Genomic DNA, 15,966 nt, shown 5'->3' with positions numbered 1-15,966 from the left:
TCAACCCCATCTCGTTGCGCAACTTGTGCATCATGTAGATGCCGCCGACAAGGTCGACACCGAGATCCCCTCTCCCGCCGCCGGCGTGCTGCAGCAGATCATCGCCCAGGAGGACGAGACCGTCGAAGTCGGCGCCACCCTGGCAGTGATCGGCGAGAAGGGCGCTGCCCCGGCTGCTCCGGCACCGGAGCAGCCGAAGCCGGAACCGGAGCCCGCTGCCCAGCCGGAGCCCGCCCCGCAGCCGGCCGCGGCCGCTCCGACGGCCCCCGCTCCGGCACCGGAGCAGCCGAAGCCGACCGCCCCGGCCCAGCCGTCCACCACGCCGGCTTCCGCGCCGTACGTCACTCCGCTGGTGCGCAAGCTGGCCAACGAGCACGGCATCGACCTGACCAAGATCAAGGGCAGCGGTGTCGGCGGCCGGATCCGCAAGCAGGACGTGCAGGCCGCGATCGACGCGAAGAAGGCCGGCGAGTCGGCCGCCCCGGCGGCCAGCGCCCCGGCCGCCCCGGCGACCGCGGCTTCCGTGGAGCCGTCCGAGGAGGCCAAGGCGCTGCGCGGCACCACGCAGAAGATGTCGCGGCTGCGCCAGCTGCTGGCCAACCGGATGGTCGAGTCGCTGCACACGGCCGCGCAGCTGACCACGGTCATCGAAGTGGACGTCACGCGGATCGCCCGGCTGCGCGAGCGGGCGAAGGCCAGCTTCGAGGCCTCCGAGGGCGTGAAGCTGTCCTTCCTGCCGTTCTTCGCCAAGGCCACGGCCGAGGCGCTGAAGCTGCACCCGAAGCTCAACGCCTCCATCGACGAGGAGAACAAGGAGATCGTCTACCACGGCGCTGAGCACCTGTCGATCGCCGTGGACACCGATCGTGGCCTGGTGTCGCCGGTGATCCACAACGCCGGTGATCTCAACCTGGGCGGCTTGGCCCGCAAGATCGCTGATCTGGCCGAGCGGACCCGGAACAACAAGATCAAGCCGGACGAGCTGTCCGGTGGCACCTTCACGATCACCAACACCGGCAGCCGGGGTGCCCTGTTCGACACCCCCATCCTGAACCCGCCGCAGGTGGGCATGCTCGGGACCGGTGCGGTGGTCAAGCGCCCGGTGGTGGTCTCCGACGGCAACGGCGGTGACACCATCGCGATCCGCTCGATGGTCTACCTGGCGCTGACCTACGACCACCGGCTGGTGGACGGTGCGGACGCGGCCCGGTTCCTGACCACGCTGAAGCACCGCCTGGAGGAAGGCGCTTTCGAGGCCGACCTCGGCCTGTGATTCGCCGCTGAGGCACGCGGGCGCCGGCTGTTCTCGAGCCGGCGCCCGTTCTTCTTGCCCGCACTACCGGTGTTTGCGGCGCGTGCGACTGGGCGTAGCCTGGCGCCGTGAGTCGTGCCGAAACGTCGTGCCGCGCCACGTCCGCCCCGGTTGACGTGCGCGAGCTGGGAGTCATCGATTACCTGTCGGCTTGGGAGCTGCAGCGCGAGCTGGCCTCCGCTCGGGCTGCGGGAACAGGCCCGGACACCCTGCTGCTGCTCGAGCACCCGTCGGTCTACACGGCCGGCAAGCGGACCGAGCCCGAAGACCGCCCGCAGGACGGTACCCCGGTCATCGATGTGGACCGCGGCGGGAAGATCACGTGGCACGGGCCGGGGCAGATCGTCGGTTATCCGATCATCAAGCTGGCCGATCCGATCGACGTGGTGGACTACGTCCGCCGCCTGGAAGAGGGCTTGATCTGGGTGTGCGACCAGTTCGGCCTGCAAGCCGGCCGAGTGGACGGCCGCAGCGGGGTGTGGCTGCCCGCCGACGAGAACCGCCCGGAGCGCAAGATCGCGGCCATCGGCATCCGGGTGCAGCAGGGCGTGACGATGCACGGCCTGGAGTTGAACTGCAACGCCGATCTGCGGGAGTTCGACCGGATCGTGCCGTGCGGCATCCGGGACGCGGGGGTGACCTCGCTGACCGCGGAGCTCGGCCGCGAGGTCACGATCGACGAGGCTCTGCCGCTGGTCCGCAAAGGGGTGCTGGACGCGATCGAGGGCGCGCTTCCGGTGACCGATCGGTACATCCCCCGGGGCCAGGGGCCGTCGGCGGCCGGGGTGAGCCTGGCGCTCGATCCGAGTTTGCGCTGAAGCTGCTAGGCCGACCACCACTTCTCTAGTATTCTGGAATTACAGATTCCTAGAGGAGTGGTGGTCGATGTCTGGAATGGCCCGCCGCAGCTTCCTGCTCGCTGCCGGATGCGCTCTGCTCGCCGCACCGGGCGCAACCGCGCAGCGCAACCGCGCAACCGAACCGCCCGCCCCGGAAACCGACCTGTCCACCCCGGAGGGCTGGCTGGAGTGGATCCGCCACCACCCGGACGACTTCGGCCTGGTCCTCGACAACGGGTACGGCGACCAGCTGCTCCACCAGCCGCGCACTCCCCGGCCGCTGGCCTCCGCCGTCAAAGTCGTGCACCTGGCCGCCTACGCGGAAGCGGTCGCCACCGGTCGCCTCCACCCCGACGAGCAGATCCGGGTCGGCGACTGGGAGCGCTACTACGTCCCCACCGACGGCTGGGCCCACAAGAACGCCCTCACCCACCTGGGCATCCCGCTGGACCCCAGCGGACTCCACGCGGCCGACCCCGAGCACGTGGTGCGGCTGGACGACGTGGTCAGCGCCATGATCATGTTCAGCGACAGCGCCGCCCCCGACTACCTGCGCAACCGGCTCGGTCCCGCCGCCCTGCACCAGGCTGCCGAAGCAGCGGGCTGGCACCAGCCCGACATCCGCTCGATGTGCGCCGAATACCTGTACCTCGTGCTCCCGGAAACCGCTCCACCAGCGCACCTGCCGGTGGCCGCCCGGCGCCGGCACGGGTTCGCCCTGGAACGCAGATTCGCCATCGACGAGCAGCTCCGCCAGCGCATGCTGCAGCGGCTCGGCGACGGGCTGCCGCCCTACCCCGTGCAACAGGCCTGGGCGGCGAAGACCATGGCAGCCACCCCGACCCAACTGGCCCGGCTGCACACCGCGATTGCCACCGGCCGGACCACCGGCGCCGAACTGGCCCGCACCCACCTGGAACGCCCGCTCAGCGGCAGCCTGCCACCCGGCGTCATCGGCATCGGCCACAAAGGCGGCAGCCTGCCCGGCGTGCTCACCACGGGCATGGCGGTGCGGCGGGAGAACGGCAGCACCGCCACCGGGGTCCTGCTGGTGCACGGCGGCATCAGCGCCGAGGAGATGCTCAACGACCCCAACCCGGCACAACTGGTGCTCCTGGCCGTGGAGCAGCCCGACTGGTGGGACCGCCTTGCCACTGCCCTGCACCGCTGAGGCAAGCTCGACCGGTGACTACGGAGGACTTGCTTCGCAGGATCGACGACCTGGAAAAGCGGGTGGCCGCCCTGGAAGGAGCCCGCACCGCCCAGCACGTGCCGGCCAGCGGCGGCGTCGTGGAATACCGCGGAACGCTCACCGAACCCGCCGAACTGACCTGGCGCATCAGCGCGGACCCGGCCCAGGTGCTGGCGCTGGACAACGGGCCGCGCACCGAAGTGCTGGCCGCCCTGGGCCACCCGGCCCGGGCTGCCATCGTGCGCCTGCTGGCACTGGAGGGCAGCCAGAACTCCGCGGCACTCCAGGAAGCCGCCGGTCTCGGCTCCCCAGGCCAGCTCTACCACCACTTGAAGAGCCTGACCTCCTGCGGACTTGTGGAGCAGGACAAGCGCGGCTCCTACCGGCTGCGCCCGCAAGCGGCGATCCCAGCGCTCGTCCTGCTCACCGCGGCGTCCGACGTGGCCGGACAGCTGTCGGGCTGAGCCCCCGCCTCACAGCTGGGGGGCGACCTCCTGGGCGATCAACTCCACGTGATCAAGGTCGGACAGGTCCAGCACCTGCAGGTAGAGCCGGGTGATGCCGGTGCGCTCCCGCCAGGTGCCGATCTTGTCCACCACCTCCGCGGGGGTCCCGGCCAGGCCGTTCAGCCGCAGCTCGTCCACCTCCCGGGAGATCGCGTCCGCCCGGCGCTTGATCTCGGCGTCGTTCCTGCCGACGCACACCACCAACGCCGCGGAGCGGACGATCTCACCGGGGTCGCGGCCGATCTCCGAGCAAGCTCGAGCGACCCGCTCGTACTGGGCCGCCGCGGTGTCGAGATCCACGAACGGGAGGTTGAACTCGTCCGCGAACCGGGCCGCCAGCTGCGGGGTGCGCTTCTTGCCCTGGCCGCCGATCAGCACCGGCGGGCGAGGGCGCTGCACCGGTTTCGGCAAGGCCGGGGAGTCCTTGAGCTGGTAGTGAGCCCCCTGGTAGTCGAAGGTCTGCCCCTCCGGGGTCTCCCACAGACCGGTGATGATCTCGAGCTGCTCGCTGTAGCGGTCGAACCGCTCCTTCAGCGACGGGAACGGAATGCCGTAAGCCGTGTGCTCTTCCTCGTACCAGCCGCTGCCCAAGCCGAACTCGACCCGCCCGCCGGACATCTGGTCCACCTGGGCAACCGCGATGGCCAACGGACCCGGCAGCCGGAACGTCCCGGCCGTCATCAACGTGCCCAAGCGCAGCCGCTCGGTCTCCCGGGCGAGCCCCGCCAGCGTCACCCACGCATCGGTCGGCCCGGGCAACCCGGAGACCGACCCCATCTTCAAGTAGTGGTCGGAGCGGAAGAACGCGTCGTACCCGGCGTCCTCCGCGGTCTTGGCCACGCGCAGCAAGTCGTCGTAAGTGGCCCCCTGCTGCGGCTCGGTGAAGATCCTCAGCTTGAACTTCTCGTCCACGCCCCCGAGCGTATGGGTTCCCGACCAGCCGTTCACGACTCCCGGGCCACCCGCGAACAGATCGTTCACTCCATCGGAGAAATTCCGTAGGTTCGTGCCATGCCCCACTGGACCGCAGCCGACATCCCAGACCAGTCCGGCCGAACCGCGCTGATCACCGGCGCCAACTCGGGGCTCGGCCTGACCAGCGCGAAAGCCCTCGCCGCCCGGGGCGCCCGGGTGCTGCTCGCCTGCCGGTCCCCCGAGCGCGGCCGAGCTGCCCTGCACCAGGTGGCCGAAGTGGCCGACACCCGCCCCGAACTGGTGCAGCTGGACCTGGCCGACCTGAGCTCGGTGCGCGCCGCGGCCGACGAGATCCGGAACCGCGCCGAAGAGCGGATCGACGTGCTGCTGAACAACGCAGGCGTGATGGCCACCCCGAAGCGGACCACCCGGGACGGGTTCGAACTGCAGATCGGCACCAACCACTTCGGCCACGCCGCGCTCACCTGGCTGCTGCTGCCCGCGATGGCGCCGGGCGCGCGCGTGGTGACCGTCTCCAGCCTGGCCCACTGGGGTGGCTCGCTCGACCTCACCGACCTGAACTTCCAGCGCCGCACCTACCGCCCGATGAAGGCCTACAGCCAGTCCAAGCTGGCGAACCTGCTGTTCGCGCTGCAACTGGACCGGGCCGCCCGGGAAGCCGGCCGGGACCTGATCAGCGTCTGCGCCCACCCGGGGATCAGCGCCACCGAGCTCGGCTTGAACAGCGTCCGCCTGCGCTCCCTGCCCGCACCGCTGCTGGGCGTTGCCCGAGCGGTCAACCGGGTGATCGGCCAAAACCCGGGAACAGGGGCGCTGCCCCAGCTGCACGCCGCCACCGCTCCCGACGTCCGCGGCGGCGACTACTTCGGCCCGGGCGGGCCGGGCGAGCTCCGCGGCCACCCCGAGCGCGCCCGCCGCAGCAGAGCCGCCCAGGACGTCCGCACCGCCGAACGCCTGTGGCAGATCACCGCCGAACTGACCGGGATCGAACCACCCCTGGCCCCACCCCCGGAACGCCACGCGAAGTAGTCGACCAGCCGACCGAAGGTGAAAAGCATCGCCTTTTTTGGTGGGTTGCGTAGAAGGCGTAGCCTGATGGACGTGACTGTGGCACCAGAGGGGCGCAAGCTATTGCGGCTGGAGGTCCGCAACAGCCAAACGCCGATCGAGAAGAAGCCGTCGTGGATCAAGACGCGTGCGCGGATGGGCCCGGAGTACAAGGAGCTCAAAAGCCTGGTCCGCCGCGAAGGTCTGCACACCGTCTGCGAGGAAGCAGGGTGCCCGAACATCTTCGAGTGCTGGGAAGACCGCGAGGCGACCTTCCTCATCGGCGGTGACCAGTGCACCCGGCGCTGCGACTTCTGCCAGATCGACACCGGCAAGCCCGCTGAGCTCGACACCGAAGAGCCCCGCCGGGTGGCCGAGTCGGTCCAGGCGATGGGGCTGCGCTACTCCACGGTGACCGGCGTCGCCCGCGACGACCTGCCCGACGGCGGCGCGTGGTTGTACGCCGAAACCGTGCGGCAGATCCACCAGCTCAACCCGGGCACCGGTGTGGAGCTGCTCATCCCCGACTTCAACGCCAACCCCGAGCAGCTGGACGAGGTCTTCAGCTCCCGCCCGGAGGTGCTGGCCCACAACGTCGAAACCGTGCCCCGCATCTTCCGGCGCATCCGCCCCGGCTTCCGCTACGAGCGGTCGCTGAAGGTCATCACGATGGCCCGGGAAGCCGGCCTGGTCACCAAGTCCAACCTCATCCTGGGCATGGGCGAGAAGCCGGAGGAGGTCCGCCCGGCGCTCCAGGACCTCTACGACGCGGGCTGCGACATCATCACCATCACCCAGTACCTGCGGCCGAGCCCCCGGCACCACCCGGTGGACCGCTGGGTCAAGCCCGAGGAGTTCGTCGAGCACACCAAGGCGGCCGAAGAGATCGGGTTCCCCGGTGTCATGGCCGGACCGCTGGTGCGCTCCTCCTACCGGGCCGGCCGGCTGTACGCCAAGGCCACCCTGCACCGCGGGCTGCCGCTGCCGGAGAACCTCAAGCACCTCGCCGAGGCCGGCACCGCCGCACAGGAGGCATCCAGCCTGCTCAAGTGACCGGGACGGAACCGGACGGATTTGCCACGGGTCTGCACTGAGCAGCGAGCTGGCCCGTATCCTGAGGGTCATGGCCAAGCAGGACAAAGCCGCCAAGAAAGCGGCTGCCAAGGAACAGCGCCGGAACAGCCCGGGCCGCGTCAGGCAGATCATCGATGCGTTCCAGATGCAGCGCCGGGAGGACAAGCTCCTCCTCCCGCTGATGATCGCGGTCTTTCTCGGCGTAACCGTCGTGGTGTTCCTGCTGGGCATGATCTGGGACCTGCACTGGGTGTTCCTCCCGGTCGGCCTGGCGTTCGGGCTGCTCGGAGCGGTGATCGTCTTCGGTCGCCGGATCCAGGCGACCGTGTTCCGCAAGGCGGAAGGGCAGCCCGGCGCAGCCGGATGGGCGCTGGAGAACCTGCGCGGGCGGTGGGTGCTCACCCAGGCCGTGGCAGGCACCAGCCAGCTCGACGCGGTGCACCGGCTCATCGGCCGCCCCGGCATCGTGCTGGTCGGCGAAGGAGCCCCGCACCGGGTCAAGCCGCTGCTGGGGCAGGAGAAGAAGCGGGTCGCCCGGCTGGTCGGAGAAACCCCGATCTACGAGATCGTGGTCGGCAACGAAGAAGGCCAGGTTCCGCTGCGCAAGCTGCAGACCCACATCATGAAACTGCCGCGCAACATCGGCCCGGCACAGATCGACTCGTTGGAGAACCGCCTCGCGGCGCTGGCCAAGCGGGCCAATCCGTTGCCGAAGGGACCGCTCCCCCAGGGCGCCCGCATGCGCAGCATGACACGGACGGTGCGGCGCGCGAAGTGACCAGCCGCAGCACGCGCTGAAACGTCGAGGCGGGCTCCGGGATCCCGGGGCCCGCCTCAGCACATCTCGGACCGGACCAACTACCTCCGCAGCACGACCGTGCCGGACCAGCGGTCGTGCCACGAACGCCCGTCGAAGTTCCACACCACAGCCGGGATCACCAGCGCCGTCAGCACGCACCGCAGGATCGCCCGCAGCGGCCCCACCATGAGAGCCCCGTCCATCCTGGCCACCCAGATGCGGGTCACCGCCATCCCCGGCGTGAACCCGAAGAAGCTCACCGGGATGACAGTGATCAGGAACCAGGTGACCAGGCTCCAGTTGCCCGGGAAATCAGGGGCGGTGAAGCCAGCGGTGATCACCGCGGCCAGCAGGATGTCGATCAGGAAGGCCAGCGCTCGACGACCGAGCGGCGCTGCGGACCCCGGTCCCTCCTCCGGCAACCCGATGCGCTCTCCCCGCCACTTGGGCCGTTCCTCCGCCGCCTGCTCCCGAACGTGGTTCAACGCGGCCCTAGGGCCGTCCAGCCACGAGCCGAGGACTTTTCGCACAATCCCCAGGGTACGTGCCGCTCGCACCTCGCAGGCCGCACCCGCTCTCCGCTTCGCCCCCGTTTCAACAGGCCACGGTTAACACCCGTGAAACATACTGGTGACGGTGGGGCAAAGAGCCCGTCATACCGTCGGGCCAAGCCGGCGGCGGAGTGCCTGGCGTCGGTGAGCCGTTGAGCAAGTAAGGAGCCACCGAGGTTGTTCAAGAATCCTGACGAAGTTCTCCGCTTCATCTCGGAAGAGGACGTCCAGTTCGTCGATGTCCGGTTCTGTGACCTGCCGGGCGTGATGCAGCACTTGACGCTACCTGCCGCCGCGTTCGACGAGAGCGCCTTCACCGATGGTTTGGCTTTCGACGGGTCCTCGGTTCGCGGCTTCCAGTCGATCCACGAATCCGACATGCTGCTGCTGCCCGACCCGGCCACAGCGCGCATCGACCCGTTCCGCGCGGAGAAGACCCTGATCCTCAACTTCTTCGTGCACGACCCGTTCACCCTGGAGCCCTACAGCCGCGACCCGCGGAACATCGCTCGCAAGGCCGAGCAGTACCTGAGCGAATCCGGGATCGCCGACACCGCGTTCTTCGGTGCCGAAGCCGAGTTCTACATCTTCGACTCGGTCAAGTTCGGCGAAGCGGCCAACAAGACCTTCGCCGAAGTCGACTCCGTCGAGGGCTGGTGGAACACCGGGCGTGACGAAGAAGGCGGCAACCGCGGCTACAAGACCCGGATGAAGGGCGGCTACTTCCCCGTGCCGCCGTACGACCACTACGCCGACCTGCGCGACTACATGGTGAAACTGCTGATCAACGCTGGATTCAGCGTTGAGCGCGCCCACCACGAGGTCGGCACCGGCGGCCAAGCCGAGATCAACTACAAGTTCAACACGATGCTGCACGCCGCCGACGACCTGCAGCTGTTCAAGTACATCGTGAAGAACGCGGCGTGGCAGCACGGCAAGACCGCGACCTTCATGCCCAAGCCGCTCTTCGGGGACAACGGCTCGGGCATGCACAGCCACATGTCGCTATGGAAGGACGGCAGCCCGCTCTTCTACGACGAAGCCGGCTACGCGGGCCTGTCCGACACCGCCCGCTACTACATCGGCGGCATCCTGCACCACGCTCCGAGCCTGCTGGCGTTCACCAACCCGACCGTGAACTCCTACCACCGACTCGTTCCGGGTTTCGAAGCCCCGGTCAACCTGGTCTACTCGCAGCGCAACCGCTCGGCCTGCATGCGGATCCCGATCACCGGGTCCAACCCGAAGGCCAAGCGCGTCGAATTCCGCTGCCCCGACCCCTCCGGCAACCCGTACCTGGCGTTCGCCGCCATGCTCATGGCCGGGCTGGACGGCATCCGCAACAAGATCGAACCGCCGGAACCGATCGACAAGGACCTCTACGAGCTCCCGCCGGAAGAGGCCAAGAACGTTCCCCAGGTCCCCAGCTCGCTGGCCGAGAGCATCGACAACCTCGAGGCCAACCACGACTTCCTGCTGGAAGGCGGTGTGTTCACCGAGGACCTGATCGAAACCTGGATCACGCTCAAGCGGGAGAACGAGATCGACCCGATCCGGCTGCGCCCGCACCCGCACGAATTCGCGCTGTACTTCGACGTGTGACAGCAGACGCAGGAGGAAACGGGGACCGGTGCTTTTCGCTCCGGTCCCCGTTCGCTCTTCCGCGCGGGGCGGCGAACGCCTCGCGCCGCGGCCGCGGCCAGCCAGGCAACCAGCACCAGCTCCCGCGGCCGCTCCCGGGTCACTTCACGATCAGCACCAGCTTGCCCCGCACGTGCCCCTGCTCGAGGTGCCGCTGCGCATCCGCGGCCTGCTCGAGGGGATAGGTGCGCTCCAGTTCGATCCGCAGCTGCCCGTAACTGGCCAGTTGCGCCAGCCAAGCCAGCTGATCGGCGTTCGGGCGCACGAACACGTAGCGGCCGCCCTGGTTGAGCACCTGATCCGGGTCCACGATGGAAGCGTGCCGCGCCGGATCGCGGACCAGCTCCACCGAATCCGTCAGCGCCTGCCCACCGACGTAATCGACCACCGCGTCCACTTTGCCGTCTCCGCCCACCAGGTCAGCGACCCGCGAGACGAGCCCTTCCCCGTAGGTGACCGGTTCGGCACCGAGTTCCCGCAGGAAGCCGTGGTTGCGCTCCGATGCGGTGCCGATGACCCGCGACGCCCCCAACTGGCGAGCGAGCTGCACCGCGAAATGACCGACCCCACCGGCGGCGGCGTGCACCAGCACCGTGTCACCGTCCCCGACGCGCACCGCCTCCAGCGTCTGCAGCGCGGTCAAACCGGCCAGCGGGAGCGCTCCCGCCCGCTCGAAGTCCAGTTCCGCGGGCTTGTGCGCCAAGCCCCGAACCGGCACCGAGACGAGCTCGGCGTACGTGCCACCTTGGACGTGGTCCTTGCGCGCGTAGCCGAGCACCTCGTCACCCGGTCGGAATTCCGTCACAGCAGGACCGACCGCCCGCACCACACCCGCGACGTCCCAACCGGGGATCAACGGGGTGTGGTGCGGGTAGATACCGCGCAAATACCCTTGCCGGATCTTCCAGTCAACCGGATTGACCCCGACGGCCCGGGGCTCGACCAGCACGAAGTCCGGGCCGACGATCGGATCGGGAAGTTCCTGGAGCGACAGGACTTCCGGACCACCGAACTCGGTCAGTGCAACCGCCTTCATCCGAAAAACACCTCACCCGAAATCACTGTTCGTAGAACACCCGCTCGACCACCGAACGAGCCCGGCGGGTCACCCGCAGGTAGTCGTCCACCACTTTCCCCGCGTCCACACCCAGGGGATACCCGAGCGCTGCCGCGACGGAGGCCAGCTCCCGCGGATTCTTCGGCAACTGGTCCCCGGGCTTGCCCCGCACCAGCATCACCGCGTTGCGCACCCGCATGGCCAGCGTCCACGCGGTGCTGAGCTGCTCGGCCTCCTCCTCCGCCAGCAGCCCGGTGCGCGCTGCCGCCCGCAGCCCGGCCAGCGTCGAAGTCGTCCGCAGCTCTGGGTGTTCGTGCGCGTGCCGTAACTGGAGGAGCTGCAACGTCCACTCGACGTCGGCCAATCCACCACGACCGAGTTTGGTGTGGCGAGCGGGATCGGCTCCCCTGGGCAGCCGCTCGGCGTCCACGCGCGCCTTGATGCGCCGGATTTCCCGGGCCTTCTCCTCGCTCAACCCGCCCGCCGGGTAGCGGATCGGATCGATGCGGTGGCAGAAGCGCTCGCCGAGCTCCAGGTCCCCGGCGACCGGGAAAGCCCGCAGCAGCGCCTGCGCCTCCCACACCTCGCCCCAACGCCGATAGTAGGTCAAATAGGACTCGAGAGTCCGCACCAAGGCCCCCTGCCGGCCTTCCGGGCGCAGATCGATGTCCACCTCCAGCGGAGGGTCCTGGCTGGGCATCCCGAGCAAGGTGCGCACCCTCTCCACGACCATCGTGGCGAACCGGACGGCCTCTTGCTCGTCCGCTCGCTCCACGGGTTCGCACACGAACATGACGTCCGCGTCCGACCCGTACCCGAGTTCGAAACCGCCCAGCCGCCCCATGCCGATGACCGCGATCCGCGCCACCGGGTCAGCACCAGCGGCCACGCTGCGGACGCACACGTCCAGCGCCGCGTCCAACACCGCTACCCACACCACCGACAAGGCGCGGAAGACCTCATCCGGTTCCATGAACCCGAGCAGGTCCGCGCAGGCGATCCGCAGCAGCTCGTGCCGGCGCAGAGAACGCGCCGCCAGGGCCGCCCGCTGCGGATCGGAGTAGCGGGTCACCGCGCTCCGCAGGGCTTTCGCCGCTTCTTCCGGATTCCGCTGGGCGAGCGCGTTGGTGTCCGAGAGCAGCCGCAGCACTTCCGGTGCCCGGACCAGCAGCTCAGGCACCAGTTTGGAAACCCCCAGCAACTGGGCCAGGCGCTCCGCCACCACACCTTCGTCCCGAAGCATCCGCAGATACCAAGGGGTCTCGGCCAGCGCCTCGGACACCTTCCGGTAGGCCAGCAACCCGCCGTCCGGGTCCGGGGTGCGGGCGAAGAAGTCCAGCAGCATCGGGAGCAGTGCTTTTTGGATGCTGGCCCGGCGGGAAACCCCCGAGGTGAGGGCTTTGATGTGCCGCAACGCGCCCTGCGGGGAGGTGTAGCCGAGGGCGGCCAGCCGCTCGCTGGCCGCTGATGTGGTCAGGCGCAGCACCTCGGTGGGCACTTGCGCCACAGCTTCCAACAGCGGGCGGTAGAAGAGCTTTTCGTGCAGCCGGCGCACTCGATTGCTGTGCCGGCGGTATTCGGTCAGCAGCATGTCCACCGCGCTGGAACGCCCGCTGGAGCGCAATCCGATCCCCCGCGCCACCACGTGCAGTTCTTCGGTGTCGTCGAACTTGGGGAACAAGTGGGTGCGCAGCAGTTTGCGCATCTGCAACCGGTGCTCCACGGTCCGCAGGAAGCGGTAGGAATCCACCAGTCCGGCCGCGTCAGTCCTGGCGACGTACCCACCATCCCCCAGTTCCCGGAGCGCTTCCAACGTGGACGGTGACCGCAGTGATTCGTTGCTGCGCCCGTGCACCATTTGCAGCAGTTGCACGGCGAATTCGACATCGCGCAGTCCACCGCGCCCGAGCTTCAGCTCCCGGTCGACCAATTCGGCCGGCACGAAGTCCTCGACCTGCTGCCGCATGGCACGCACGTCCTCGACGAAGTTCTCCCGCTCCGCAGCCGTCCACACCAACGGCCGAACCGCGTTCAAGTAGCGGTCCCCCAGCTCCGCATCCCCTGCTATCGGGCGAGCCTTGAGCAAGGCCTGGAATTCCCAGGTGTGCGCCCACTTCCGGTAGTACTTGATGTGCCCTTCCAGCGTGCGCACCAGGGCACCCGCCTTGCCTTCCGGACGCAGTGCGGCGTCGACTTCGAAGAAGGCGGCGCCAGAAATCCGGATGAGCAAGCTGGCCAACCTGGTGGCCACTGGAATGTCGTTCTCGTTGTCGGCCACGAACACGACGTCGACGTCGCTGACGTAGTTGAGCTCGTGGCCCCCGCACTTGCCCATCGCGATCACGGCGAGCTTGGGCAAGGAGCTGGTACCCAGTTCGGCCACGGCCACGGAGAGCGCGGCCCGCAGGGCGGCGACAGCGGTTTCCGAGAGCGTTGCGGCGACCTGTTCGTAGTCGAAGACCGGCAGGGAAGGTTCGACGACGTGCGCCATGTCCCGAGCGGCGATCTCGAGCAGCAGAGCGCGGTAAGCGGCCCGCAGCGCGTGCACGGCCTCGCCACCGCGGATCTCAGCTACCGGCCCACCCGGTGTGCCGGGTTGGTCCCCCGTCCGGACGGCCCCCACGGAAGCCAACAATTCGTCGGTGCTCCGGTCCAACGAGATCTCTTGGAGGGATTCGGTCCGGAGCCGGCGCCACATTTCCGGGTTGGCCACCAGGTAGTCCCCGAATGCGGAGGAAATGCCGAGGACCCCGAGCAGTCTTCCGCGCAGCCCCGTGTCCTCGGTGATCTCTTGGGACAGTTCCGCCCACTGCTGCCCGAGCGCTTCCCGCAACCGGTCCAAGGAGTGCAATGCCAGATCCGGGTCCGGACATCGGGACAGCGCCCCCAGGACCTCGCTCGAGTTCACCGGCCCCGAATCTGACCACCAGCCCACTCGTCTCAGCTGTTCTTCAGCTCTTGAGACGTCACTGAATCCGTAGCGAGCAGGAGACGGCACGGACCCCGGTCTGGACGCGCTGGTGTTGCCCATGTTCGAACCGTAGTCCTACCCGCATGTCACTTCGAATTTAGTTGTCTCTGACTTCACACCAGGGGAAGCGAAGTGTCCCGACCGCGTTCCTCCGGAGGGGTGATCGCGAGTTGGACGAACCTCTCCACCACCGGGGCCCACGTTTCCGCGAGATCTTCGTGGAACTCGTCCAGGTGTTCCCTCTCCAGCTGCCCCGGCCTGGCTGCTGCCGCCAGTTCCGGTGCTGCACTGGCCCAGCGCAGCACGCTGTCGGTGGTCGTTTCAATGTGGAACTGCAACCCGTAACCGCAGTTGCCCACGCGGAACGCCTGGATGTCGGACTTCGGAGAAGCCGCCAGCAATTTCGCCCCGGGCGGGAGTTCGGAGATCTCGTCGGCGTGCATCTGCAGCACGTCCGGGGTGAGCGGGACGAGCTCGAACAGCGGGTCTTTGGCCGCACTGTCGCGTTTGGCCACCAGCAGGGTGCCGACTTCGGGGCCTGCCGCAACGGGGCGGACTTGACCGCCGGTGACAACGGCGAGCAACTGGGCCCCCAAACCGATGCCGAGGACAGCTTGTTTTTGGCCGAGCGCGGTGCTGAGCAGCGAGCGCACCTGGGACAGCCACGGGTGCTCGGCGTCGTCGTAGACCCCCATTTCACCGCCGAGCACGATGACCCCCTGGAAGTCCGTCGGATCGGGGAGCTCGCGTTCTACTGGTCGGACCACGGTGGTCTCAGCACCCGCCGCGGTCAGCCACTCACCAAGATTGCCCACCGGATCCAAAGAGGACAGCTCGATCACCAAGATCTGCACAGCACCCATGCCAGTGAGGGTACGTGTTCCCGACCACATGATTAAGGCCGACGACGATGATCCGCCGGCCGGAGCGACCGGCTTTCCGGTGGATCAACCCCGTCCGGGGGCTCCTGGGGCGGCTTGGCGCGAACCTGAGCTGCTCCGCCGGAGCGGGTCCCCTCACCGCGTCTGCTGACCGAACAACAACACCGGTTTTCGGCGGTCTTGAGCTACCAGCTCGGCGGACCACCCCACATCGTGATCAGTGATCCAGGCGAAGGCTCACCACCGCTGTCCTCGAGGGCAGCGCGGAGGAGAAGAACCACGGTTGAGGAGCACCGTCAGCACCCTTCTTGGAACCCCCCATCTCCACCAATTGGATGGGAGCAAGGGAACTTTTCTACCACTCCAGGAAGCGAAGTTCCCCTCATCGCTTCCAACGGTGCTCGAAGAGGGCCCAGCGGGTTTTCCGATGCGGCGAATTGGACAGCAAAAGCGAAAACCTGGTACTGGAGAACGCACATCGCGCTGTCGATTGTTCAGGGCAATGCACGATTCACGGAAGAATTGGCGGCAAGGAAGCCCGCAGTCCTATTGCTGCATGCAAAACCACATCGGAAAACTGGCAGTGCCTGCACAAAACGTACCCGGTAATGTGGGTGTGGCCCACCAGGATCACTCCTGGTGGGCCACCATCGTGGGTTGGTGTGTCGGCGGTGTCCTACTCTCCCACACCCCACCGGGTGCAGTACCATCGGCGCTGGGGAGCTTAGCTTCCGGGTTCGGTATGGGACCGGGCGGACCCTCCCCGCTGTCGCCACCGACAACGCTGTCTCCACACACCCCCACAAGGGGGTGGGGAAGTCTGCTTGTTGTGTTGTGATCTGCCTGCAGTATAGCAGGCCGGGGTTGTTGTTCCAGAGCCGTATAGTGGGTGCCAAGCAGGGTGTGGTTAAGTCCTCGGCTTATCAGTACCGGTCAGCTCCACACGTTACCGTGCTTCCACATCCGGCCTGTCAACCCAGTCATCTCCTGGGAGCCTTACTCGGTTCACACCGATGGGAGACCTCATCTAGGAACAGGCTTCCCGCTTAGATGCTTTCAGCGGTTATCCCTTCCGAACGTAGCCAACCAGCCGTGCCCTTGGCAGGACAACTGGCACACCAGAGGTTCGTCCGTCCCGGTCCTCTCGTACTAGGGACAGC

Annotated in this window: 13 protein-coding genes and 2 rRNA genes; 8 read left to right on the top strand and 7 right to left on the bottom strand. The window is 68.0% G+C overall.

Annotation, left to right across the window (positions count from 1 at the left end):
- The 4 genes from sucB to SREC43747_RS0116965 form a co-directional block, all read left to right on the top strand.
- Positions 1 to 1,273: 2-oxoglutarate dehydrogenase, E2 component, dihydrolipoamide succinyltransferase (gene sucB / locus SREC43747_RS0116980; RefSeq protein ID WP_051388116.1), on the top strand; the 1,273-nt coding region annotated here is incomplete at its 5' end.
- 107 nt (positions 1,274 to 1,380) lie between these two features.
- Positions 1,381 to 2,130, top strand: coding sequence for a lipoyl(octanoyl) transferase LipB (gene lipB, locus SREC43747_RS0116975; RefSeq protein ID WP_029722529.1), 750 nt, complete (start codon positions 1,381 to 1,383; stop codon positions 2,128 to 2,130).
- A gap of 67 nt (positions 2,131 to 2,197) precedes the next feature.
- Entirely contained in the window at positions 2,198 to 3,322 is a 1,125-nt protein-coding gene (locus SREC43747_RS0116970; protein ID WP_051388114.1) for a serine hydrolase, read from the top strand.
- Between the two features lie 14 nt (positions 3,323 to 3,336).
- Positions 3,337 to 3,807, top strand: a complete 471-nt coding sequence (locus tag SREC43747_RS0116965; RefSeq protein ID WP_029722527.1) for an ArsR/SmtB family transcription factor — start codon at positions 3,337 to 3,339, stop codon at positions 3,805 to 3,807.
- 9 nt (positions 3,808 to 3,816) lie between these two features.
- On the opposite strand, the gene SREC43747_RS0116960 is transcribed toward SREC43747_RS0116965, so the two are convergent.
- Complete coding sequence (locus tag SREC43747_RS0116960) at positions 3,817 to 4,761, bottom strand: LLM class F420-dependent oxidoreductase (protein ID WP_029722526.1); 945 nt, start codon at positions 4,759 to 4,761, stop codon at positions 3,817 to 3,819.
- A gap of 99 nt (positions 4,762 to 4,860) precedes the next feature.
- On the opposite strand from SREC43747_RS0116960, the gene SREC43747_RS0116955 reads away from it, so the two are divergent.
- The 3 genes from SREC43747_RS0116955 (at position 4,861) to SREC43747_RS0116945 (ending at position 7,684) form a co-directional block, all read left to right on the top strand.
- A complete protein-coding gene (locus SREC43747_RS0116955; RefSeq protein ID WP_029722525.1) occupies positions 4,861 to 5,814 on the top strand; it encodes an oxidoreductase in 954 nt (317 codons plus the stop codon).
- A gap of 72 nt (positions 5,815 to 5,886) precedes the next feature.
- Entirely contained in the window at positions 5,887 to 6,885 is a 999-nt protein-coding gene (lipA, locus tag SREC43747_RS0116950; RefSeq protein WP_029722524.1) for a lipoyl synthase, read from the top strand.
- Between the two features lie 70 nt (positions 6,886 to 6,955).
- Positions 6,956 to 7,684 (top strand): DUF4191 domain-containing protein, encoded by a 729-nt coding sequence (locus tag SREC43747_RS0116945; RefSeq protein WP_029722523.1) that lies wholly within the window; start codon positions 6,956 to 6,958, stop codon positions 7,682 to 7,684.
- 80 nt (positions 7,685 to 7,764) lie between these two features.
- Here SREC43747_RS0116945 and SREC43747_RS0116940 read toward each other — a convergent pair whose 3' ends face one another.
- Positions 7,765 to 8,235, bottom strand: a complete 471-nt coding sequence (locus tag SREC43747_RS0116940; protein WP_029722522.1) for an RDD family protein — start codon at positions 8,233 to 8,235, stop codon at positions 7,765 to 7,767.
- 198 nt (positions 8,236 to 8,433) lie between these two features.
- Between SREC43747_RS0116940 and glnA the strand changes: the two genes are divergently transcribed.
- A complete protein-coding gene (gene glnA / locus SREC43747_RS0116935) occupies positions 8,434 to 9,858 on the top strand; it encodes a type I glutamate--ammonia ligase (protein WP_029722521.1) in 1,425 nt (474 codons plus the stop codon).
- A gap of 139 nt (positions 9,859 to 9,997) precedes the next feature.
- On the opposite strand, the gene SREC43747_RS0116930 is transcribed toward glnA, so the two are convergent.
- The 5 genes from SREC43747_RS0116930 to SREC43747_RS0116910 all read right to left on the bottom strand — a co-directional run.
- Positions 9,998 to 10,933 carry an NADP-dependent oxidoreductase gene (locus SREC43747_RS0116930; RefSeq protein WP_029722520.1) on the bottom strand — a complete coding sequence of 312 codons (936 nt, stop codon included), beginning with the start codon at positions 10,931 to 10,933 and terminating at the stop codon, positions 9,998 to 10,000.
- A gap of 22 nt (positions 10,934 to 10,955) precedes the next feature.
- The gene (locus tag SREC43747_RS0116925) at positions 10,956 to 13,985 is read right to left on the bottom strand and encodes a bifunctional [glutamine synthetase] adenylyltransferase/[glutamine synthetase]-adenylyl-L-tyrosine phosphorylase (protein ID WP_029722519.1); all 3,030 of its coding nucleotides are present in this window, start codon (positions 13,983 to 13,985) and stop codon (positions 10,956 to 10,958) included.
- A gap of 53 nt (positions 13,986 to 14,038) precedes the next feature.
- The gene (locus SREC43747_RS0116920) at positions 14,039 to 14,788 is read right to left on the bottom strand and encodes a type 1 glutamine amidotransferase (RefSeq protein WP_029722517.1); all 750 of its coding nucleotides are present in this window, start codon (positions 14,786 to 14,788) and stop codon (positions 14,039 to 14,041) included.
- A 681-nt stretch (positions 14,789 to 15,469) separates the two neighbouring features.
- Positions 15,470 to 15,586, bottom strand: a 5S ribosomal RNA gene (gene rrf / locus SREC43747_RS0116915).
- Positions 15,587 to 15,709: 123 nt separating this feature from the next.
- Positions 15,710 to 15,966 (bottom strand): 23S ribosomal RNA (locus SREC43747_RS0116910); the annotation flags it as partial.

The organism is Saccharopolyspora rectivirgula DSM 43747 (assembly GCF_000497205.1).
GTDB classification, from domain to species: Bacteria; Actinomycetota; Actinomycetes; order Mycobacteriales; family Pseudonocardiaceae; genus Saccharopolyspora; species Saccharopolyspora rectivirgula.
This window is presented reverse-complemented; position numbering and strand designations above follow the sequence as displayed.

Excerpts from the sequence above, each read along its gene's own strand:
- SREC43747_RS0116970 (WP_051388114.1), top strand. The coding sequence starts at position 2,198 with ATGTCTGGAATGGCCCGCCGCAGCTTCCTGCTCGCTGCCGGATGCGCT.
- SREC43747_RS0116955 (WP_029722525.1), top strand. The coding sequence starts at position 4,861 with ATGCCCCACTGGACCGCAGCCGACATCCCAGACCAGTCCGGCCGAACC.
- SREC43747_RS0116945 (WP_029722523.1), top strand. The coding sequence starts at position 6,956 with ATGGCCAAGCAGGACAAAGCCGCCAAGAAAGCGGCTGCCAAGGAACAG.
- SREC43747_RS0116930 (WP_029722520.1), bottom strand. The coding sequence starts at position 10,933 with ATGAAGGCGGTTGCACTGACCGAGTTCGGTGGTCCGGAAGTCCTGTCG.
- SREC43747_RS0116925 (WP_029722519.1), bottom strand. The coding sequence starts at position 13,985 with ATGGGCAACACCAGCGCGTCCAGACCGGGGTCCGTGCCGTCTCCTGCT.
- SREC43747_RS0116920 (WP_029722517.1), bottom strand. The coding sequence starts at position 14,788 with ATGGGTGCTGTGCAGATCTTGGTGATCGAGCTGTCCTCTTTGGATCCG.